Origin of the sequence: Streptomyces sp. NBC_01171, from assembly GCF_045039805.1 — a bacterium.
Lineage (GTDB): Bacteria > Actinomycetota > Actinomycetes > Streptomycetales > Streptomycetaceae > Streptomyces.
In genome coordinates, this window is the sequence record NZ_CP108609.1 from 2303340 (window position 1) to 2324233 (window position 20894).

Annotated in this window: 18 protein-coding genes; 5 read left to right on the forward strand and 13 right to left on the reverse strand. The window is 72.7% G+C overall.

The annotated features are described in order from the left end of the window. Positions 1-117 precede the first annotated feature (117 nt). Together OG448_RS10415 and OG448_RS10420 are read left to right on the forward strand one after the other, a co-directional pair. Positions 118-2889 carry a YbhN family protein gene (locus OG448_RS10415; RefSeq protein ID WP_405552990.1) on the forward strand — a complete coding sequence of 924 codons (2772 nt, stop codon included), beginning with the start codon at positions 118-120 and terminating at the stop codon, positions 2887-2889. Positions 2890-3003: 114 nt separating this feature from the next. Further along, positions 3004-4548, forward strand: coding sequence for an alpha/beta hydrolase (locus tag OG448_RS10420; RefSeq protein WP_405552991.1), 1545 nt, complete (start codon positions 3004-3006; stop codon positions 4546-4548). Positions 4549-4556: 8 nt separating this feature from the next. Here the strand turns inward: OG448_RS10420 and OG448_RS10425 are convergent, their stop codons facing one another. From OG448_RS10425 to OG448_RS10485, 13 genes are all read right to left on the reverse strand, one after another. Next, positions 4557-4790, reverse strand: coding sequence for a hypothetical protein (locus tag OG448_RS10425; protein ID WP_405552993.1), 234 nt, complete (start codon positions 4788-4790; stop codon positions 4557-4559). Positions 4791-5155: 365 nt separating this feature from the next. Further along, positions 5156-6334, reverse strand: coding sequence for an adenylyltransferase/sulfurtransferase MoeZ (moeZ, locus tag OG448_RS10430; protein ID WP_405552995.1), 1179 nt, complete (start codon positions 6332-6334; stop codon positions 5156-5158). 64 nt (positions 6335-6398) lie between these two features. Then, positions 6399-7139, reverse strand: a complete 741-nt coding sequence (locus OG448_RS10435) for a spherulation-specific family 4 protein (protein WP_405552997.1) — start codon at positions 7137-7139, stop codon at positions 6399-6401. After that, positions 7127-8086 (reverse strand): NAD-dependent epimerase/dehydratase family protein, encoded by a 960-nt coding sequence (locus tag OG448_RS10440; protein ID WP_391294638.1) that lies wholly within the window; start codon positions 8084-8086, stop codon positions 7127-7129. The genes OG448_RS10435 and OG448_RS10440 overlap by 13 nt, the downstream gene beginning before the upstream one ends. 195 nt (positions 8087-8281) lie before the next feature. Further along, the gene (locus tag OG448_RS10445) at positions 8282-9436 is read right to left on the reverse strand and encodes a hypothetical protein (protein ID WP_405552999.1); all 1155 of its coding nucleotides are present in this window, start codon (positions 9434-9436) and stop codon (positions 8282-8284) included. Further along, positions 9433-11088 carry a DUF3492 domain-containing protein gene (locus OG448_RS10450; RefSeq protein ID WP_405553000.1) on the reverse strand — a complete coding sequence of 552 codons (1656 nt, stop codon included), beginning with the start codon at positions 11086-11088 and terminating at the stop codon, positions 9433-9435. Before OG448_RS10450 ends, OG448_RS10445 begins: the two co-directional genes overlap by 4 nt. Before the next feature lie 202 nt (positions 11089-11290). Next, entirely contained in the window at positions 11291-12922 is a 1632-nt protein-coding gene (locus tag OG448_RS10455; RefSeq protein WP_405553002.1) for a dipeptide ABC transporter ATP-binding protein, read from the reverse strand. Next, positions 12919-13917, reverse strand: coding sequence for an ABC transporter permease (locus OG448_RS10460; RefSeq protein ID WP_405553004.1), 999 nt, complete (start codon positions 13915-13917; stop codon positions 12919-12921). The genes OG448_RS10455 and OG448_RS10460 overlap by 4 nt, the downstream gene beginning before the upstream one ends. Further along, complete coding sequence (locus OG448_RS10465) at positions 13914-14909, reverse strand: ABC transporter permease (RefSeq protein WP_405553006.1); 996 nt, start codon at positions 14907-14909, stop codon at positions 13914-13916. Before OG448_RS10465 ends, OG448_RS10460 begins: the two co-directional genes overlap by 4 nt. A 4-nt stretch (positions 14910-14913) precedes the next feature. Next, the gene (locus OG448_RS10470; protein WP_405553008.1) at positions 14914-16626 is read right to left on the reverse strand and encodes an ABC transporter substrate-binding protein; all 1713 of its coding nucleotides are present in this window, start codon (positions 16624-16626) and stop codon (positions 14914-14916) included. Between the two features lie 184 nt (positions 16627-16810). Then, complete coding sequence (locus tag OG448_RS10475; protein ID WP_324608470.1) at positions 16811-16906, reverse strand: Ms4533A family Cys-rich leader peptide; 96 nt, start codon at positions 16904-16906, stop codon at positions 16811-16813. Positions 16907-16987: 81 nt separating this feature from the next. Next, positions 16988-18286, reverse strand: a complete 1299-nt coding sequence (locus tag OG448_RS10480; RefSeq protein WP_405553010.1) for a DUF3152 domain-containing protein — start codon at positions 18284-18286, stop codon at positions 16988-16990. Between the two features lie 8 nt (positions 18287-18294). Further along, positions 18295-19275: an alpha/beta fold hydrolase gene (locus OG448_RS10485; RefSeq protein WP_405553012.1), complete on the reverse strand. Its 981-nt coding sequence runs from the start codon at positions 19273-19275 to the stop codon at positions 18295-18297. A 210-nt stretch (positions 19276-19485) separates the two neighbouring features. Here OG448_RS10485 and OG448_RS10490 point away from each other — a divergent pair, with 210 nt between their 5' ends. The 3 genes from OG448_RS10490 to OG448_RS10500 all read left to right on the forward strand — a co-directional run bounded on the left by OG448_RS10490 (position 19486) and on the right by OG448_RS10500 (position 20852). Next, positions 19486-19710, forward strand: coding sequence for a hypothetical protein (locus OG448_RS10490; RefSeq protein WP_405553014.1), 225 nt, complete (start codon positions 19486-19488; stop codon positions 19708-19710). Between the two features lie 145 nt (positions 19711-19855). Beyond that, positions 19856-20497 carry a TetR/AcrR family transcriptional regulator gene (locus tag OG448_RS10495; protein WP_030807272.1) on the forward strand — a complete coding sequence of 214 codons (642 nt, stop codon included), beginning with the start codon at positions 19856-19858 and terminating at the stop codon, positions 20495-20497. A gap of 127 nt (positions 20498-20624) precedes the next feature. Beyond that, on the forward strand, positions 20625-20852 hold the full coding sequence (locus tag OG448_RS10500; RefSeq protein WP_405553016.1) for a DUF3107 domain-containing protein: 228 nt from the start codon (positions 20625-20627) through the stop codon (positions 20850-20852). The last annotated feature ends 42 nt before the right edge of the window (positions 20853-20894 follow it).

Here is a 20894-nt window from a genome sequence, read left to right on the forward strand (position 1 = left end):
GCACTCCGCCCAATCGCACTTTTCGCACCCCATCCGCACCCTGATGCCCCCTCGTGCCCCTCAGTCGTGCCACCATCGTGCGGGCGGTGACTGGTGATACGAGACCAAGAAGAGATCATGAAGCAGCAGGGTGTGCACCCCGACGACGCGGAGGGCACCTCCGGCGCGTCCGCGCGCCCCGGCGCCTCCCGCGAAGCCACCGACGGCCCCGCCAAGAACGCGGGCCCACGCGCGCGTGAGGGCGGCGAAGCGGGCGTCCCCGCGCGGGCGTACGCCCCCAGGCGTCCGTCCGACGACGTCCTGGACGAGGTCGAGGGCGACGAACCGCTGCTCCCCGCGCGCGTGCACCGCCCCTCCGACCTCATGCGGCTCCTGGTGGGCGTGCTGGCGATCGCACTGCTGCTCGCCATCGCCGCGTTCGCGCACGGCACCACCTCGGGGCTCGAACAGGACATCAACAAGGGCACCGGCCAGGCACCCGACCTGCTGATCAAGATCGCGGGGCTGGCGTCCAGCATCGCCATCCTGCTGGTCCCGGTCGCGTTCGCCATCGAGCGGCTGATCAAACGCGACGGGCTCCGCATCGCGGACGGCGTCCTCGCCGCTGTCCTCGCGCACGGCGTCACGCTCGCCACGGACCTCTGGGTCGCCCGCGCGGCGCCCGACTCCATCCAGGAGGCGCTGACCCAGCCCGCGCCCGGCGACATCCACGCGCTGACCGACCCGGTGCACGGCTATCTGGCGCCCGTCATCGCCTATATGACGGCCGTCGGCATGTCCCGCAGACCCCGCTGGCGCGCGGTGCTGTGGATCGTGCTGCTGCTCGACGCGTTCTCCATGCTGGTCACCGGCTACACCACGCCGTTCGCCATCATCCTGACGGTGCTCATCGGCTGGACCATCGCCTACGGCACCCTCTACGCCGTCGGTTCCCCCAATGTCCGCCCCACCGGCCGCACCCTGATGGCGGGCCTGCGCCACGTCGGCTTCCACCCGGTCAGCGCGGTCCGCGAGGAGGGCCCGGAGGCGGAGAACGGCGACCGGGGGCGGCGTTACTTCGTCACCCTGGAGGACGGTCCACCGCTGGACGTGACCGTCGTCGACCGGGAGCAGCAGGCCCAAGGCTTCTTCTACCGGGCCTGGCGCAACCTCACCCTGCGCGGCTTCGCCACCCGCTCCAGCCTCCAGTCGCTCAGACAGGCCCTGGAGCAGGAGGCGCTCCTCGCGTACGCGGCCATCGCGGCCGGTGCCAACGCCCCCAAGCTGATCGCCACCTCCGAGCTGGGTCCGGACGCCGTCATGCTGGTCTACGAGCACACCGGCGGCCGCACGCTGGACTCGCTGGACGACGACGAGATCACCGACGAGCTGCTGCACAAGGTCTGGCACCAGGTGCGCGCGCTGCAGTCCCGGCGCATCGCGCACCGCAGGCTCGCGGGCGACGCCGTACTGGTGGATCGTTCCGGCAAGGTGATCCTCGCCGAGCTGCGCGGCGGGGAGATCGCGGCGGGCGATCTGCTGCTGCGCATGGACGTGGCCCAGATGCTCACCACGCTCGGCCTGCGGGTCGGCGCCGAGCGGGCCGTGGCCACGGCGGTCGCGGTGCTCGGCCCGGACGCGGTGGCCGACTGCCTGCCGATGCTCCAGCCCATCGCGCTGACCCGCTCCACCCGCTCCACCCTGCGCAAGCTGGGCCGCGAGCGCGCGGAGCGGGAGCGGGAGGCGGTGCTGGAGTCGTCCCGGCTGGCCAAGCAGGCCCGGCTGGAGGCGGCCTCCGAGGAGGGCGCGGCCCCTCCGGGCAAGCCCGACAAGAAGACCGTCCGCGCCGAGCAGCGGGCCGAGAAACGGGCCATCGACGAGGCGATCGACGAGGCCCGCGAGGAGGACCTGCTCACCCAGATCCGGCACCAGGTGCTGCGGATCAGGCCGCAGGCCCCGGTGGAGCCGGCCCGGCTGGAGCGCATCCGGCCGCGCACCCTGATCAGCTTCATCGCGGGCGCGATCGGCGGGTACTTCCTGCTCACCCAGCTCACCCACATCGAGTTCGGCACGCTGTTCGCACAGGCCCAGTGGGGCTGGGTGGCGGCCGCCGTGGCGTTCTCCGCGCTCAGTTACGTGGCCGCCGCGATGGCGCTGCTCGGGTTCGTGCCGGAGCGGGTGCCGTTCGTGCGGACGGTGGCGGCGCAGGTCGCCGGGTCCTTCGTGAAGATCGTCGCTCCGGCGGCGGTCGGCGGTGTCGCGCTGAACACGCGGTTCCTCCAGCGGCAGGGGGTGCGGCCGGGGCTCGCGGTGGCGAGTGTCGGCGCGTCGCAGTTGTTCGGCCTGGGCTGCCACATCCTGATGCTGCTGTCCTTCGGCTACCTCACCGGCACCGAGAAGACGCCGTCGCTGTCGCCGTCCCGGACGGTCATCGCGGGTCTGCTGACGGTCGCGGTGCTGGTGCTGGTGGTGACGTCGGTGCCGCTGCTGCGGAAGTTCGTCGTCACGCGCGTGCGGTCGCTGTTCGCCGGGGTGGTGCCGCGCATGCTGGACGTGCTCCAGCGGCCGCAGAAGCTGGTCACCGGCATCGGCGGCATGCTGCTGCTCACCGGGTGCTTCGTGATGTGCCTGGACGCCTCGATCCGGGCGTTCGGCGACGAGTCGGCGCACATCAGCATCGCCAGCGTCGCGGTCGTCTTCCTCGCGGGCAACGCGCTCGGCTCCGCCGCGCCGACGCCGGGTGGGGTCGGGGCCGTGGAGGCGACGCTGACCGTGGGTCTGATCGCGGTCGGGCTGCCCAAGGAGGTGGCGGCTCCGGCGGTGCTGCTGTTCCGGCTGCTGACGCTGTGGCTGCCGGTGCTGCCGGGGTGGCTGGCGTTCAATCATCTGACCCGTAAGGGAGCCCTGTAGGGAGCGCTGGGCCGGTCGGCGCGCCCTTACGGGACCCCGTAAGGGCTGTCGCCCCCGTACTCCTTACGGCCCGTGCCCCGCGCGGAGTCACGGGCGCGCCGTGAGGATGGCTGTATGCCGAACCCTTCCCGGCCGCGCGCCGCCGCCCTGACGACCAGTGCCGTGCTGATGGCAGCCCTGCTGGCCGGCTGCGGCGGCGGTTCGGGGCACGGGGACCTGACGAAGCAGAAGCTGGAGTGGAAGGACTGTCCGGCCCCGTCCGAGGCGGAGGGCGGCGGCCCGTCACCGTCCCCGCTGCCCGGCGGCGCGAAGTGGAGTTGCGCCACCATGCTGGCGCCGCTGGACTGGGCCAGGCCCAAGGGCGACACCATCGGCATCGCCCTGATCCGCGCCAAGGCGGACGGGCCGGCGAAGGACCGGATCGGCTCGCTGGTGTTCAACTTCGGCGGGCCCGGCGGCAGCGGTGTCACCACGCTGCCCGCCTTCGCCGAGGACTACGCGGCACTGCGCACCCGGTACGACCTGGTCAGCTTCGACCCGCGCGGGGTCGGCCGCAGCGCGCCCGTGCTGTGTGAGAGCGACTCCCAGCTCGACACGTTCTTCCAGCAGGACGCGACGCCCGAGAACACCGCCGAGCAGAGGCAACTCATCGCCCGCACCGAGAAGTTCAACGACGCGTGCGAGCAGCGCTCCAAGAAGATCCTGCCCCATGTGCGCACCACCGACGCGGCCCGCGACATGGACCTGATGCGGCAGGTGCTCGGTGACGCCAAGCTGCACTACTTCGGCATCTCGTACGGCACCGAACTCGGCGGTGTGTACGCGCACTTGTTCCCGGGGCACGTGGGGCGGGCCGTCTTCGACGCGGTGGTGGACCCCACCCAGACGCCGGAGGAGGGGGCGCTCAGCCAGGCGCGCGGGTTCCAGCTCGCGCTGGACAACTTCGCCGAGGACTGCACGTCCAAGGTTGAGGACTGCCCCCTCGGGGACACCGCGGACGACGTGAAGAACCGTATCGCCAAGCTGCTGAAGGACCTGGAGAAGAAGCCCATCCCCGGTATCTATCCACGCCAGTTGACACAGACCGCGGCGACCAACGGCATCGCGCAGTCGCTGTACTCCAAGGACTTCTGGGAGTACCTCACCGAGGGTCTGGAGCAGGCGTACGACGGGGACGGCAGGGTGCTGATGCTGCTGTCCGACTCGATGAACGGACGTAGCCAGAACGGCGAGTACAGCAACATCACCCCGGCCAACATCGCCATCAACTGCTCGGACGAGAAGCCCCGTTACTCCCCGGCCTACATCCAGTCCAAGCTCCCCGACTTCCGCGGGGCCTCCCCCGTCTTCGGCGACTACCTCGCCTGGGGCATGGCCGGCTGCACCGACTGGGCCGTCCCCGGCGCCGCCGACCACCCCGACGTCCACGCCCCCGGTTCCGCCCCCATCCTCGTCGTCGGCAACACCGGCGACCCCGCGACCCCCTACGAAGGCGCCCGCGCCATGGTCGACGCCCTCGGCAAGGGAGTAGCCGTCGAACTCACCTACAAGGGTCAGGGGCACGGGGCGTACGACAGCAGGAACAGGTGCGTCCAGAAGGCGGTCAACGACTACCTGTTGACCGGCAGGACCCCTGTGCCGAACACGGTGTGCACCTGACGGGCGGCCTACGACGGCTCGCTACGGCTCTCCGGCACGGCCGGCGTGGCCCCGGTGAGCCGGGCGACGTCGACACCCCGCGCCCGCAGATACGCCTCCGCATGGTCGGCCAGCCGCCGAAAGCGCGGCCAGGTCGGGATTCCCGCCACCTGCGAATCCCGGTACTCGAGGAACGCCCCGCCGGCGTACTTCAGCCTGACCAGCGGCACCGCCGACAGCTCAAGGACGTCCTTCTCGCTCACGTACCCCTTGTGGCAGTAGAGACGGCGTACTCCTCCCCGCTCCACTCCTCCACCCGCACCCCCCGCTCCCGCATCAGGAACACCGTCCGCCTGCCGTGCTGCAGCTCAGGACTGATCAGCGACTCATGCAGCTTGAGCAGGGCGTCCCTGCGGTCCTTCCGACGGGCCACATAGAGCGGACAGCACACTGATGACCACAGCGGCAACCGAGATGACGACCGACGTACTCTCACCGTCCACCGCGAAGCTCCCCCACTCGCCCGACAACGCCGGTCCAGGGCTGCCCACCCGCCGTCACCAGCAAACGACGGAGGCCCACCGCGCCGACGCGAAGCGGCGCGGTGGGCCTCCGGGGCCGGAAGGGCTCAGTACACCGGCTTGCTCGGCTCGATCTGGTTGACCCAGCCGATCACGCCGCCGCCCACGTGGACCGCGTCCGCGAAGCCCGCCGCCTTCAGGACCGCCAGGACCTCCGCGCTGCGGACGCCCGTCTTGCAGTGCAGGACGATGCGCTTGTCGTGGGGGAGGGATTCGAGGGCGGTGCCCATGAGGAAGTCGTTCTTGGGGATGAGCTTGGCGCCGGGGATGGAGACGATCTCGTACTCGTTCGGCTCGCGGACGTCGATGATCTCGATGTTCTCGCCGTCGTCGATCCACTCCTTGAGCTGCTTGGGAGTGATCGTGGAGCCGGCCGCGGCCTCCTGGGCCTCCTCGGAGACGACGCCGCAGAACGCCTCGTAGTCGATGAGCTCCGTGACCGTGGGGTTCTCGCCGCACACCGCGCAGTCGGGGTCCTTGCGGACCTTGACCTGGCGGTACTGCATCTCCAGGGCGTCGTAGATCATCAGGCGGCCGACCAGCGGGTCACCGATGCCCGCGAGCAGCTTGATCGCCTCGTTGACCTGGATCGAGCCGATCGAGGCGCACAGCACGCCGAGCACGCCGCCCTCGGCGCAGGAGGGGACCATGCCGGGCGGCGGGGGCTCCGGGTAGAGGCAGCGGTAGCAGGGGCCGTGCTCGGACCAGAAGACGGACGCCTGGCCGTCGAAGCGGTAGATCGAGCCCCACACGTACGGCTTGTTCAGCAGCACGCACGCGTCGTTGACCAGGTACCGGGTGGCGAAGTTGTCCGTGCCGTCGACGATCAGGTCGTACTGGCCGAAGATCTCCATCACGTTCTCGGCCTCGAGCCGTTCCTCGTGCAGGACCACGTCCACGTACGGGTTGATGCCCTTGACCGTGTCCCGCGCGGACTCGGCCTTCGAGCGGCCGATGTCCGCCTGGCTGTGGATGATCTGCCGCTGGAGGTTGGACTCGTCGACCTCGTCGAACTCCACGATGCCGAGCGTGCCGACACCGGCCGCCGCGAGGTACATCAGCGCGGGTGAACCCAGCCCGCCGGCGCCCACACAGAGCACCTTGGCGTTCTTCAGCCGCTTCTGCCCTTCCATCCCCACATCCGGGATGATCAGGTGGCGGGAGTACCGGCGGACCTCGTCTACGGTGAGCTCGGAAGCGGGCTCGACCAGGGGTGGCAGCGACACGGGGACTCCGTTGGTCGGTCGATCACTACGGGTTGTTCTTCCCGTAACACTGCCACGGCCTTCTTCATTCCGAGACACCCGTTCCGACCCGCGAGACGAATTCGTCCCAGTGGCCGGGCATGGTCTCCCAGGGGTTGGCCCGGCCGCCGTGGTCCGTGCGGTCGGTGAAGTAGATCGTCCCGGCGCCCTGCCAGCGCGCGATGCGCAGCGCCTCCTCCAGATGGCCGCGCGGCACCCCGTGCACGAAGTGGCAGAAGCGGTCGGCCGGATAGTCGGCGGTCCACTCGGCCACCTGCGACCAGCGGTAGTCGGCCCAGGAGCCGCGGAAGGTCACCAACTGGTCGGCGTTCTCCGCGTACCCCGGACAGGGGTGGTCCCCGTGGCCGAGCACGATGTGGGTGTCCCCGGCGAGCGCGCGGAGCGTGGTGATCACCCGGCGGACCTCGGGCAGTTCCGTCCGGTCACCGGGACAGCGTTCCAGCAGGAAGCCGTCGACGCGGTACCAGTCGAGGTGGCGGTGCGCGTCGGTGACCAGGTCGGCGAAGGGGCGCATGCCGTGCGCGAGGTCCAGGTGGCCCAGCACGCGGACCCCGCCGTCCCGCAGCCGGCCCGCCGCCTCCAGGCAGTGCGGGTCGGGACGGGTGCCCGGTCCGGCGGCGACATTGAGCACCACCCAGTCCAACGGCGTTCCCGGGCGCGTCAGTTCGGCCCACTGGGCGGGAGCGGTCAGGGGGTGCGCGTAGTCGGGGACGCCGATCGCGGTGCGTATGCCGGTGATGGCAGGCGCGCTGGTCAGATGCGGCATGCCGCCTCCATCCAGATGTCCGCGAGAGACTCCTCGAGGTTGATCCGGGGCCGCCAGCCGAGCCGGTCGCGGGCGGTGCGCACGTCGGCCTGCTGCCAGCTTCCGCAGCCGTCCGGGTAGGGGTACGCGACCGGCACCGCGTGGTCCAGATCGCCGCGTGGATGCCCGATCGGCCCGCGCAACGGGCCGGGCGGCGCGTCGAGTTCGTTGAGCGCCCCGCCGTACCCGGCGACCCGCGCGAGGACGGTGGCGGCGTCACGCAGGCGTACGGCACGGCCGGAGCCGATGTTGATCACGCCCTGCGCGGCGGACAGCGAGGCGGCGTGCACGGCACGGGCGACGTCGCGTACGTCGACGAAGTCGCGCTGGACGCCGAGCCCGGCGAGCTTGAGTTCGCCGTCGCCCGCCTGCATGGCCCGGCGCATGGCCTCCGCCAGTCTCCCCAGGGGTGACCCTGCCGGGGTACCGGGCCCGGCGGGCGAGAAGACCCGCAGCACCACCGCGTCCAGCCCGGAGCCGAGGACCAGTTCGGTCGCGGCGAGCTTGCTGACCCCGTAGGGGCCGCCCGGCCGGGGTACGGCGTCCTCGGCCGTGGAGGAGCCGGGCTGGCTCGGCCCGTACTCGGAGCCGCAGCCGATCTGCACCAGCCGGGCCCCGCAGCCGCTGCGGCGCAGCGCCTCGCAGACGGTGGCCACGGCGACGGTGTTGTGCCGGGTGAGATCGCGGGCGCCGCCCCGGGTGGCACCGGCGCAGTTGACGACGACACCGGGGTGCACGGCGTCCAGGAACCTGGTGAGCGCGCCGGGGCTGCCGGTGGCGAGGTCGAAGCGGACGTCGGCGTCGTCGCCCCGGCCGAGCGCGGTGAGCTGCACGGCGGGGTCGGCGAGGAGGCGGTCGGCGACGAAGCGGCCGATGTACCCGTTGGCTCCGATCAGCAGGACCCTCATAGGGCGGCCCCCGAGGTGTGCGCCGCGGCTGCTCCCACGGACCCGGCCACTTGGGTGACTCCGTGTCGGGAGGTGGTCATCTGGTGTTCTCCTTCTCAGGGATGAAGGTCTCAGGGATGGAGGGGGGAGAGAGCGGGACGGCGGTGGGGCGCCGGTGCCGTGGGGGAAAGGCGGGGGTGCCGGGGCGCGCGTGCCTCACTCCGGGCCCCCCACGGGCGCGTGGGCCGAGGCGCGCGTGAGGGTGCGCAGGGCGTGGGCCAGGAGGATCAGGGCCGCGCAGCCACAGCTCAGGGTCGGGATCACCGCCACCCCCAGGGGATCGACCAGCGCGGTCACCGGCACGGCGAGGAACCCGCAGTCGGGGAGCCGCCCGCTCAGCACCAGCGCCGGGGCGGCCACCTCGGCGGCCGCCGCCGCGCCCAGGATCACGGCCGGCGCGTGCCGGTGCCGGTGGGCGGTGAGGAGGCGGGCGAGGAACAGCAGGGCGCCCAGGGTGAGGGCCTGCGGGTAGGCCGGGTCCTCGTCCAGTACGGCGCCGGTCAGGGCGAGCAGGCCGGTCAGGGCGGCCAGGTACAGCGCGAGGACGCCGAGCAGCAGGGGGCGCGCGCCGGAGGTGAAGTCCTCCAGTCCCCGGCTGCCGGCGAGCCGTCGGCGAGCGCCGAGGTCGAGCAGGTGGGCGCACCAGGCGGCGGGGGCGCAGGCCAGGGCGAGGGCCAGTACGGGCGCGGTGGCGGCGGGCCAGGGGCCGTCCGGGGCGCCGGTGGGCAGCGCGTCGGGGCCGCCGCTCACCACGGCGTCCAGCAGGCCGTCGCCGAGGAGGGCGTACCCGAGCAGGCAGACGGTCCACAGGGGGGCGGAGGGCCTGGGGGCCGCGCCGGGGCGGGCCGCGAGGGGGCCCCGGCCGAGGGCGACGCGGACGGCGAGGGCCACCGCGAGGAGGCCGCCGAGGGCCACCAGGGGGCGGGCGGTGCCGTGGCCGAGCCGCAGCCCCGCCACGGTGCCGGAGGCGACCGCGCCGGGCAGCAGGCTGAGCAGTACCCAGCCGGTGCGGATGCGCGGGGCGGGGCCGGGCGTGGGCTCGGGGGCCGGGTCGGCGTCGCGGGGGACGCGCGCGTACAGCTCCTCGGCGAGCGAGAACACGTCCCGGTGCCGGTAGCGGGCGGCGGAGCGGTCGGTGAAGCCGTGCGACTCCAGCCCGGCCGCGATCTCCAGCGGGTCCACGGCCCGCTCGCACAGCTCCCGGTGCTGGTGCAGCAGGGCCTTCACCGGGTCGACGGCACCCCTGCGGGGGGCGGCGTCGGCCCCGGACGCCGCCACCGCACCCGGCCCCGTCCTGTCCACGCCCCTCATCGCGCCCCCTCCGCCCCGGCGCGGACCGGCGCCGGTGAGCCCCGCAGCACGGTGGGGACGGTCCAGCGACCGGCTACGTGGGCCTCGGCGGGGACGGCGAACGGCAGGGGCTCGCCCGCCTCGTCGACGGCGGCCCGCCGCACCGGACAGTGCGACATGATCTCCAGGTAAATGCCGTGAAATGCCGTGATGTTCTGTTCGACGCCGAACAGCTCCAGCGCCCGCGCCCGGGCCGCCGCCCCCAGCCGCGCCCGGCGCTCGGGGTCGCGCAGCAGCGCCACGCACGCCTCCGCGAGCGCCCGCGGGTTGCGCGGCGGTACGACGAGCCCGGTGCCCCCGATGACCTCCACCACCGCGCCCACGTCCGTGGACACCGTGGCCCGGCCGCAGAACATCGCCTCGGCGAGGCTGACCGGGAACCCCTCGACCACGCTGGACAGCACGACCACGGCCCCGGCGGCGTACGCCTCGGGCAGCGTCGGCGCCTCGGGCGCCCCCACCTCGGTGAACGACACGGGGTTGTCCCCCACGGCGTGCAGCCCCTCCGCCTCGTCCGGGAAGAGCTGGGCGGCCAGCGCCCGGCACTGCGCGAGGTACGCCTCCCCCTCGGCCCCCACGGGCACGCCCACGATGCGCAGCCGCGCGTGCGGCTCCTCCTTGCGGACCTCGGCGAAGGCGTGCAGCAGCGAGACCAGGTCCCGGCCGGGCTCGATCCGGCCGACCCACACCAGCGTGTCGGCGTCGGCGCGGTCGGGCGCCTCGCCGACCTCGGCGAACCGGTCGGCGTCCATGCCCGGATGGACGGTGCGGATGCGGGACCGGTCCGCGCCGCACCGCTCCTGCCAGCGGCGGGCGTGGCTGCTGCCGGGGGTGAGGATCTCGGCGCGGCGGTAGACCTCAGCGGCGAGCCGGCCGTGGAAGGCGGCGAGCAGCGCGCGGACGGCCGGGGCGGCGCTGTCGGGACCGAGCGCGAGGTAGTGCGCGCGGAGCTGGACGCCGTACTCGGTGACCAGCAGGGGCACGCCGGAGAAGTGCCGGGCGAGCAGGCCGGGCAGGGCGGCGGAGCCGCCGGAGGTGGCGTGGCAGAGATCGACGGCGGCGAGCGCGTCCTCGCCGTACCAGTCGAGGGAGAGGGGGCGCAGGGCACGGGCGAAGTGGTCGGCGACGGCCAGCAGGTCGGGGACGCGCGCTTCGTGCGCCGCGCGCGGCGCGCCGGGGGCCCGGCAGGCGCGCTCCAGGGCGGTCACGGCGTGGTCGGAGCGGAGGGCTCCGGTCAGGGCGCCGGTGTCGCGGGCGAGTTCGGCGAGGCCGTACAGCGCGTTGCCGAAACGGTCCGCCACTTCGGCGGCGGAGCCTTTCTGCGGGGCGCAGACCGCGCCGAGCAGCTCGCCGTAGTGCTCGGTGAACCGCTTGCGGGCGCGGCGGCCCAGCTCGGCGCCGTCGTCCCCGGCCGCCCAGAGCGCGGCGGTGCGCACCCGCCTGACCTGCGGCGGGATCGGCATCCAGCCGTCGGCCTCCTGCCGTCGGCCGCGGCTGAGCGCGTAGACGTCGAACTCGTGCTGCCCGAGCCCGCGCACGAGCCGGTCGCACCAGAGCCCGGTGTCACCGCCGACATACGGATAGCCACTCTCGGTAAGCAGTCCGATGCGCACGCGTGCACCCCCGATCTCCCGTGTGTGGGAGCCGCCGTCGTCCCGGCGGCTCGCAGCGGGACGAACGTACGCGGAGGGGGCGGTGGCGCGACGGACGGTTGTCCGTCGCACCACCAAAAGGGGTGAAGAGTCGTAACTTTCGCGGGCGAGCCGCGTTCCGACACGCTAAGAGACCGTGCGGTGACGTTCCGCACGCGACACGTCACGCCGGAGCGGGCTCCCGCCGGGCCGCTCGGCGCCGGGCGGCCACCTCCGGGTCCAGCGCCGGTACGGCGGCCAGGAGTTGGCGGGTGTACGGGTCGCGCGGGTTCTCGTACACCTCGTCGGCCGGGCCGGTCTCGACGACCTGTCCCCGGCGCATGACGGCGACCCGGTCGCTGACCTGGCGGACCACGGCGAGGTCGTGCGCGATGAAGACGAGCGCGAGCCCGAGTTCCCGGCGCAACTCGTCCAGCAACGCGACCACTTGGGCCTGCGTGGTGACGTCGAGCGCGGAGACCGGTTCGTCGCAGACGATGACGCGCGGATCCGCCGCGAGGGCCCGCGCGATGCCGATGCGCTGGCGCTGGCCCCCGCTGAACTCGTGCGGGTAGCGGTCGTGGTGGGCCGCTTCCAGCCCGACCCGCTCCAGCAGTCCGGTCACGCGCTCCCGGACGGCCTTGTCGTCCCTCCCCCACCCTCGGCTTCGCTCGAGCGGGGGGACCCCCATCCCCTTCGCGCGCAGCGGGTCGGCGATCGAGTCGCCCACTGTGCGGCGGGGGTTGAGGGAGGAGGCCGGGTCCTGGAACACCATCTGCACGGCCGGGTCGACCCCGCTGTGCGCGCGTCCGGCGTACCGGATGGTGCCCGCGGTGGGCTCCAGCAGGCCGACCAGCATGCGGCCCAGGGTTGTCTTGCCGCTGCCACTCTCCCCCACGATCCCCAGGGTCTCGCCCCGGCGCAGGGTCAGCGAGACGTCGTCCACGGCGGTGAACGCCCCTCGTCCGCGCCCGAACTCCCGCCGCAGCCCGGCCGCTTCGAGCACGGTCTCCCCCGCCTCCTCGGCGGGCGCGGTACGGGCCGCGTCCACGCGCGGCACGGCGGCGAGGAGTTCACGGGTGTACGGCTGCTCGGGAGCGGCCAACACCTGCCGCAGCGAACCGTGTTCGACGGCGCGGCCGTGCCGCATGACGAGCACGTCGTCGGCGCTCTCGGCGGCGACGCCCACGTCATGGGTGACGAGCAGCAGGCCGAGCCCGTTCTCCTGGCGCAGGGTGTGCAGCAGGTCGAGGATCTGGGCCTGCACGGTGACGTCGAGCGCGGTGGTCGGCTCGTCAGCGATGAGCAGCTCGGGCTCGCACGCCAACGCCATGGCGATCAGCGCGCGTTGGCGCATGCCGCCGCTGAACTCGTGCGGCCGGGACCGGGCCCGGCGGGCGGCGTCCGGGATGCCGACCCGGTCCAGCACCTCGACGGCACGCGCGCGTGCGGCCCGCCGGGCCGCGCGGGTGTGCACGCGATACACCTCGGCGATCTGGTCGCCCACCGCGTAGTACGGGTCGAGGGAGGAGAGCGGGTCCTGGAAGACCATGGCGGCCTTGGCCCCACGCAGCTTCCGCAGTTCGGCGTCGGAGGCGGCGGCCACGTCGGTGCCGGCCACCAGGACCGAGCCGCCGACCCGTGCCCCGGTGTCCCGGTGCAGGCCCAGCAGGGCGCCGGCGACGGTGGACTTGCCGGAGCCGGACTCCCCCACGAGGGCCAGCGCGGCCCCCTTCTCCAGCGTGAAGGAGAGTCCGTCCACGGCGCGCAGGGCGCCGAACTCGACGGTGAGATCGGTGACTTCGACCAGGCTCATGCGAGGACCACCCGGCGGTCGGCCAGCGCGTACAGGATGTCCGCGACGGCGTTGGCGATGACGACGAAGAAGGCGACGACCAGGACCATGCCGACGACCACGGGCAGGTCCACGACCTTGACCGCGTGCACCAGCTCCTGGCCGATGCCGGGCAGCCCGAACAGCGTCTCGGTGAGGACCGCGCCGCCGATGGCGGAGCCGACGTTGTTGGCGTTGAGGGCGATGACGGGGGCGAGCGCGCCGCGCAGGGCGTGCCGTCCGACGATGGCCCGCTCGCCGACCCCGTAGGCGCGGAAGGTGCGGATGTGATCCTCGGCGAGGGTCTCCAGCATGGCCGAGCGGGTGAGCCGGGCGAACGCGGCCGCCTCGATCAGGGCCAGCGACAGCCAGGGCAGCAGCAGGTTCCACGCCCACTGCTCGGGGTCGTCGGCGAAGCGCACGTACTGCGGGAAGGGCAGTAGTCGGAGCTCGCCGCAGACCACGATCATCAGCACCAGACCGAGCACGAACACGGGCGTGGCCCAGCCGGCCAGGGTGAGCACGGTGAGCACCCGCTCGGAGAGCCGGCCGCGCCGCCAGGCGGAGAGGACGCCGGTGCCGACGCCGATGACCAGCCAGAGCACCATCGCGCCGGCCACCAGCGAGAGGCTGACCGGCAGCTTGGCGAGCAGCAGCGTGAGCACCTGCTGGTCGCTCTGGTAGGAGAGCCCGAGGCAGGGTGCCGCGCAGTGCTCGACCGAGGTGCCGGTGGAGTAGTCCTGGCCCACGAACAGGCCCTGGAGGAAGTGGAGGTAGCGCAGGTACAGCGGGTCGTCGAGCCGGAGCTGGGCCGCGACCTGGTGCACCTGCTCCGGGGAGCAGCGCGGGCCGCAGGTGATCTGGGCGACGTTGCCGGGGGTGGCGTAGAAGACCACGTAGACGAGAACCGAGACGGCGAGCAGGGTGATGAGCGTGCCCGCCGCGCGGCGCAGCAGGAATCCGCCGAAGCCGTTCACGCGGCGTCCTCCTTCCGGGCGCGGCCGGTCCCGATGCGCAGCCGGGAGGCGGCGCGGGGGTCGAGTGCGGTGCGTACGCCGTCGCCGAGGACGGTGAGGGCGAGCACGGTGGTGAACAGGGCGCCGGCCGGGAACAGCAGGTACTGCGGCGCGGCCTGGTACCAGACGTCGGCGGCGGTGATCATCTGCCCCCACGAGGGCGTCGGCGGCTTCACCCCGACGCCGAGGAAGGACAGGGCGGCCTCGGCGGAGATGTTGGTGGGCACCAGCAGCGCGGCGTAGGTGATGACGGGCGCGGCGAGGCCGGGCAGCAGCTCGCGGCGGGCCACCCGCACGGCGCCCCATCCGCTGAGCCGGGCGGCGGCCACGTAGTCGAGCCCCTTGAGGGTGAGGGTCTGGGCGCGCACGATCTTGGCGACGTTGCCCCAGGCGATCAGCCCGATGACGAGCGCGACCAGCACCGGGCGAGGGAAGCTCGCGGGCACGATGGCCAGCAGCGCCAGCGCCATGATCATGAGCGGCAGCGCCACGATGATGTCGGTGATCCGGCTGAGGACCTGGTCCAGCCAGCGGCTGCCCATGGCGGCGGCCACGCCGACGGTGACGCCGATGAGCACCTGGATGAGCGTGGCCGCGAAGGCGACGCCCAGCGAGACGCGGGCGCCCTCCACCAGCCGGGCGAACAGGTCGCGGCCGGTCTGCGGTTCGACGCCCAGCCAGTGCTCGGCGCTGATCCCGCCGAGCGATCCAATGGGCACGCCGCCGCGCGCGGAGTCGACGAGGCCGGGGTGGTACGTGGTGGGGTCCTGGCCCTCGATGGCGGTGAGGAGCGGCGCGGCGAGCGCGACCAGGACGAGGAGCGCGACGACGGCCGCGGCGACCAGGGCGGCCCGCTGCGCGCGCAGCCGCCGCCAGAACTGACGGGCCCCCGAGGCCGCCGGGGCGGTGATGTCCGCCCCGGCGGCCTCGACGGCGACGAGTGCTTCGCTCACCGGGTCACTTCACCGCGACCTGGGAGATGTCCAGCACGCCGGTCCAGTCGCTGATCACGATGTTCTTGACGTCCGAGCCGTACAGGCGCTTGTAGACGGGGTGGAACAGCGGGACGACGAGGGCCTGTCCGGCGATCTTCTTGTCCAGGGCGCCCCAGCGCTTCGCGGCGGCGTTCAGGTCGGTGAGCTTGTTGATGGCGTCGATCTCGGTGTTGACCGACTTGTCGTCCAGCAGGCCGGTGTTGAAGTTCGCGCCGTCCCTGACGATCTGGCGGCCGTCGAAGATCGGGGCGAGGAAGGGACCGCCGGAGGGCCAGTCGGCACCCCAGTGGGCGAGGAAGAAGCCGGGCTCGGTCTTGATGCTGTGGATCTTGTCCCGGTAGTCGTTGTCCTCGAGGCCCTGGAGCTTGACCGTGATCCCGGCCTTCTTGAGGGCGTCCTGGAGGGCGGTGGCGATCTCCGGGCTGGTCTCGAAGTCCTTGCTGTTGGAATGCGTGAGGGTGACGGTCAGCCCGTTCGGGTGCCCGGCCTCCTTGAGCAGTTCCCTCGCCTTGGCCGCGTTGCCGGACCTGCCCGCCGGGAAGAGGTCGTGCGGGGTGTACCCGAAGGACTTCTGGTCGGGCAGGAAGGTGGTGGCGGGCTCGGCGAGCGCGGAACCGCCGGCCGCGTTGATCACCGAGGAGCGGTCGACGGCGTACGAGATCGCCTGGCGCACCTTGGGGTCGTCGAACGGCTTCACCTTCGGGTTGAAGGCGATGTAGTCCGTGTAGCCGAAGTGGCCGGTGCCGACGCGGGCGGCGAGGCTCTTGTCGCCGCTGACGCGGGCGAGTTCGGCCGGGCCGAGGTTGGTGTCGGTGGTGACGGCGGCCTTGTCGGCGCCCTGTGAGGCGGCGAGCCGCTGGTTGATGACGGAGGAGTCGAGCCCGGAGCGCACGTCGACCTTGTCCGGGTACGCCTTGCGCTCGTCGTCACCGCTCCAGTGCGGGTTGCGCTCCAGCAGCACGCGCTCGCCGTCGTTCTGGTTCTTGACCACCTTGTACGGGCCGGAGGAGACCGGGTGCTGCTCGTACTTGGTGCCGGTGTCCTTGCTCTTCGGCACCGGCGCGAACTGCGTCTGGGTGGCGAGGAACGGGAACTCGCCCTCGGGCTTGTTCAGATGGAAGACGATCGTGCGGTCGTCCGGCGTCCCGATCGCGGAGAGGCCCTTCTTGTCCTTGTACGGGCCCTGGTAGTCGGCGGCGCCGCTCAGCCAGTCCCGCAAGTAGGGCGCGCCACCGGAGAGTTCGGGGGCGAAGGACCGCTCGATGCCGTACTTGATGTCGGCCGAGGTGATCGGCGTGCCGTCCTCGTACTTCAGCCCCTTCTTCAGGGTGTACGTCCACACGGTCGCGTCCTTGTTGGGGCGGCCGGTGTCGGTGGCGAGGTCGGGGACCACCTTGGCGCCCTCGGCGCCGTTCTCGCGGTTGCGCGTGGTGAGGGTGCGGAAGACCAGCGAGGGGACGTTGCCGCCGCCCGAGGTGTAGAGGCGGGCCGGGTCGAAGTCGGTCTGGGCCTCGGCGTTCAGCACGGTGAGGGTGCCGCCCTTGTGGGGCGTGGAGTCGCCACCGGCGCCCTTGGCATCGTTGTCCTCCGGGCCGCAGGCGGCGGCGCCCGCTGCCACGACCAGGCTGACGGATGCCGCTGCCACGCGGCGCGCTATGACGGACGGTTGACGCATCGGAATTGACGACCTCTCGGGGGAACCCCCCGGATTGTCCGAGGGGTGAGACATGGGAACGAGAAATGAGACACCTGCGGACAGGTGCCGGCCCCGGCGTCAGTCGTCGAGAGATCCCGCGAGGAAGGTCACGGGCGGCAGGGAGAAAAGGGCACGCATCGACGCGGACGCCAGGAGGGCGGCGTCAGCGACAGTCGATGTCGGCCACGCAGAGGGCGGTCACACCGATGAGCGCCAGCTCGATGGCGGCGCTGCGGAAGACGGCGTGACGGGACCACATGCGCAGAAATATGAACGAACTTGCGACTCATGTCAATGTGACATGAGTCGGCCCCCGTCGACTCCTGCGGCGTCTGCTGCGTCAACTCTTGGGATACGGCCAGGCGTTGGGCAGGCAGTGGATTCCGTCGTGGTCGAGGAACTTGGTCTGCTGCTGCATCACCGGGGCGATCGCGCCGTCCTTCTGGCAGGTGACGTGCCCGTGCCCGAGCCGGTGGCCGACCTCGTGGTTGATCAGCATCTGGCGGTAGGCGTAGATCTCGGCGTCCCCGTAGGTGACGCTGCCCTGCGCCCAGCGGTAGGCGTTGATCATCACGCGCTCGGTGGCCGCCGAGTCGCAGGAGACGTTGTCCTCGGTGGTGTCCAGGCCCGACTTGGCGCACCACTCGGCGGTCGTGCCGGGGCTGGCCAGCGTGATCACGAAGTCCGGCTTGCCGGTGGAGACCCGCTCGAAGGTGCGCTCCCCGCCGTGCGCCCAGCTCCGGTCGTCGTTGAGGGTGCGCTGCACGGCGTCGGCGAACAGCGCCCCGTCCAGGCCGAGGCCCTGCTCGACGTCGACCCGGTAGGTCATCTTGGGACCCTTGCCGGGCGCCTTGGCCGAGCCGGGCACGGTGTCGAACTTGCCGGAACCCTTGAGGGTCGCCCCCAGGGGATAGAGCCGGCCCATCTTCTGGGCGTACGTCAGCGGGACGGCGCTCGGCGCGCTGGAGGGGACGGCCTGGGCACCGGGCGGCAGCCCGCCGCCGGCGGCCTGGGCCCGCGACTCGCCCTGGGCACGGCCGTCGGCCACCTGCCCGGCGACGACGATGGCGAGCACGGTGGTCACGGCGGCGGCCGCGACCCCGGTGAAGGCCCGCCCCTTGCCGCCGTGCCGGGCCGCGGGCACGGCCGCCGGAGGCGCCCCGCCCTCGCCCGGCGCGCTCCTCGGCTCGGGCACCTCGGCCCGCCGGGGCGCCTGGGGTGCGGCGCCCTCGGCGAAGGCGTCCAGGTACTCCCGGCGCGGGCCGGGACCCGCGTCCGCCGGCTCCGCGCGCCGCTGCCGGGGGAAGGGGGTCGGGGTGGCGCGCCGGTTCTCGAACTCCCCCCAGCCGCCGCCCACTTCACGCTGCTCGGGGTGACCGCCACGCGCCGGCCCGAAGGCACCCGGCGCCCGGTCACCCTCACCCCGGTCCGACGGGACATGGCGCCCGGCCCCGCTGACGGTCGCGCCGGAGGCGCCCTGGGATCCGGCACCCCAAGACTCACCGCCCCGTGGACGCGGGCGTGCGGCGAAGTCACCCGTCCCGGTGACGCCCTCGATGCCCCCGGCCGCCGGGTCGGTGCCCTCTATGGCCGAGGCGTCCCCCTTGGGAGCCGGTCCTCGGCGACTGTGTCGTCCCACCCCTGCCCTCAGTTCTCCGCGTCCGTGGCGCCCGATGCGGCGCTCTCCGCGAGAAGTTCGCGGAACGCCCTGGCCACCAGCTCCGGGTATTCCATCATCGCCACGTGCCCGGCGTCCGGCAGGGACAGCAGACGGGAGTCCCTGAAGGAGCGGGCGGCCTTGGCGGCCATACGGAAGCCGACGAGTTGGTCACGGCCACCGTAGACCAGGAGGGTCGGCGCGAGTACCCGCTCGGCCTGCCGCCACAGCCCCTGCTGCCCGCCCAGGGTGTACGCGTCCACGATCCCGCGCGCGGAGCGGGTCATCGCGTCCCAGAAGTAGGGGAGCCTCAGGCGCCGTTCCAGCTCCTCCACCGCGTACCCGAACGCCTCCGGCGACACGCTCGCGGGATCGCCGTAGCAGAGGGCCGTCACTCCGCGCACCCGCTGCTCGGCGGTCCACTCCCGGGTGAACCGGGTGAACAGCGTGGCCACGCCGGGCACGCCCAGCAGGGCGGTGGGGACCGCGCTGCGCTGGATGCGCAGCTCCGGCAGGGCGGGCGAGACCAGCGTCAGGGTGCGCACCAGGTCCGGGCGGACGGCGGCCACGCGCGTGGAGACCGCGCCGCCGAGCGAGTTGCCCAAAAGGTGGACCGGGCCGCGTCCGGCCGCGTCCAGGTGGCGGATGACCGCGCGCGCGTGCCCGGTGACGGAGTAGTCGCCGTCGTCCGGCGGCGGGGAGTCGCCGAAGCCCGGCAGGTCGACGGCCTCGGAGTCGACGACACCGTCCAACTCGGCCATCAGCAGAGACCAGTTCTGCGAGGAACCGCCGAGCCCGTGCACGAACAGCGCGGGCTCCAGACCCTCCCGCGCGGGCGGCCGGGACCGCACCGTCAGGGTGACCCCCGGCAGCCGCACCGACCTCATCCGCTCGCCCTCGCCCACCCTTACGGGTGCGACCCGGGGGAGCACGCTCGCGGCCGGCACGGAAGGTGACTCGGTCGAAGACATGCGGCAATGTTACGAGACGATCACACCGCACCTCGTGTGTTCGCCCTCACAGAGAGGGGCCCCCAGGCCCCGGTCCGGTATCGCCGACGGCGTGGCGTGGCCGTGGGCGGTCTCCTAGGCTCGTATGACAGCGCAGCCGCGGGGTACCCGCCCGAGCCGGAGGGTCCGGAAGAGATTTCCGGACGGAAGCTTGAAGAAAGGGAGGCCGTCATGGCCCACGACCCCACCGAGCCGGACGAGATCGAGAGCCACGACGACACCGAGTCCGGGACCGTCGACGTCGAGGCCCCCGAGCACGACGCCGCCGAGCAGCGCACCCCCCTCACGGAGGAGCGGGACGAGCCGCTGACCGAGGTGGACCCGGACCGGGGCAGCGAGGGCGATCTCATCGAGCAGGCCCGCGTGGTCGAGATCGACGAGGAGGACTACCGCTGACCGAGCGCGCACCGGGGCCGAGGCCACGGCTTTCGCCGTCGTCCGGTACGTGAAATTCTGCGCTCGCACCGCGCACGCCAGGGTTACCGAAAAGTACGATGGCCGCGCGGCCGACACCCGCATGAGGACGACATTGGGAGGCGGCGTGACAGCCATCGAGCAAACAGAGGCAGCACGCCCGCGCGGCACCCGTCTGCCGCGCCGAGCCCGGCGCAACCAGTTGCTGGGCGCTGCCCAGGAGGTATTCGTCGCCCAGGGCTATCACGCGGCCGCGATGGACGACATCGCCGAGCGCGCCGGAGTCAGCAAGCCGGTGCTCTACCAGCACTTCCCCGGCAAGCTCGACCTCTACCTGGCCCTGCTGGACCAGCACTGCGAGGCGCTGATCCAGGCCGTGCGCGCCGCGCTCGCCTCGACGACCGACAACAAGCAGCGCGTACGGGCGACCATGGACGCCTATTTCGCGTACATCGAGCACGACGGCGGCGCCTTCCGTCTGGTCTTCGAGTCGGACCTGACGAACGAGCCGGCCGTGCGCGAGCGCGTCGACAAGGTAACCACCGAGTGCGCCGAGGCGATCTGCGAGGTCATCGCGGAGGACACCGGCCTGTCCCGCGCGGAGTCGATGCTGCTGGCCTCCGGGCTCGGCGGCCTCGCCCAGGTGGTGGCGCGTTCCTGGCTGCACAGCGACCGCAGCGTGCCCCGCGACCAGGCGGTGCAGTTGCTCGCCTCGCTGGCGTGGCGCGGCATCGCCGGTTTCCCGCTGCACGGCACCGACCACCACTGACGCGCGGCGGGGCGTGTTCGCTGATGGCGTTCCCGCCAGAAGCATGCGCGTCCCCTCACCGGGCTAATGTGTGCTGCGTACGGCGCGGCAGAACGCGCACATCACTGACCGTCGGAGGGACATAGCCGTGGAGGTCAAGATCGGCGTGCAGCACGCGCCCCGCGAGATCGTTCTGGAGAGCGGTCAGAGCGCCGAGGAGGTCGAGCGCGTCGTGGCCGACGCCCTGGCCGGCAAGTCGCCGCTGCTGAGCCTGGAGGACGAGCGCGGCCGCAAGGTCGTAATCCCCGCGGACCGTCTGGCGTACGTCGAGATCGGCGCGCCGACCGCGCGCAAGGTCGGTTTCGGCACGCTGTAGGCGCGACACCCGTGAAGGGCCCGGTGGCACTCGCCACCGGGC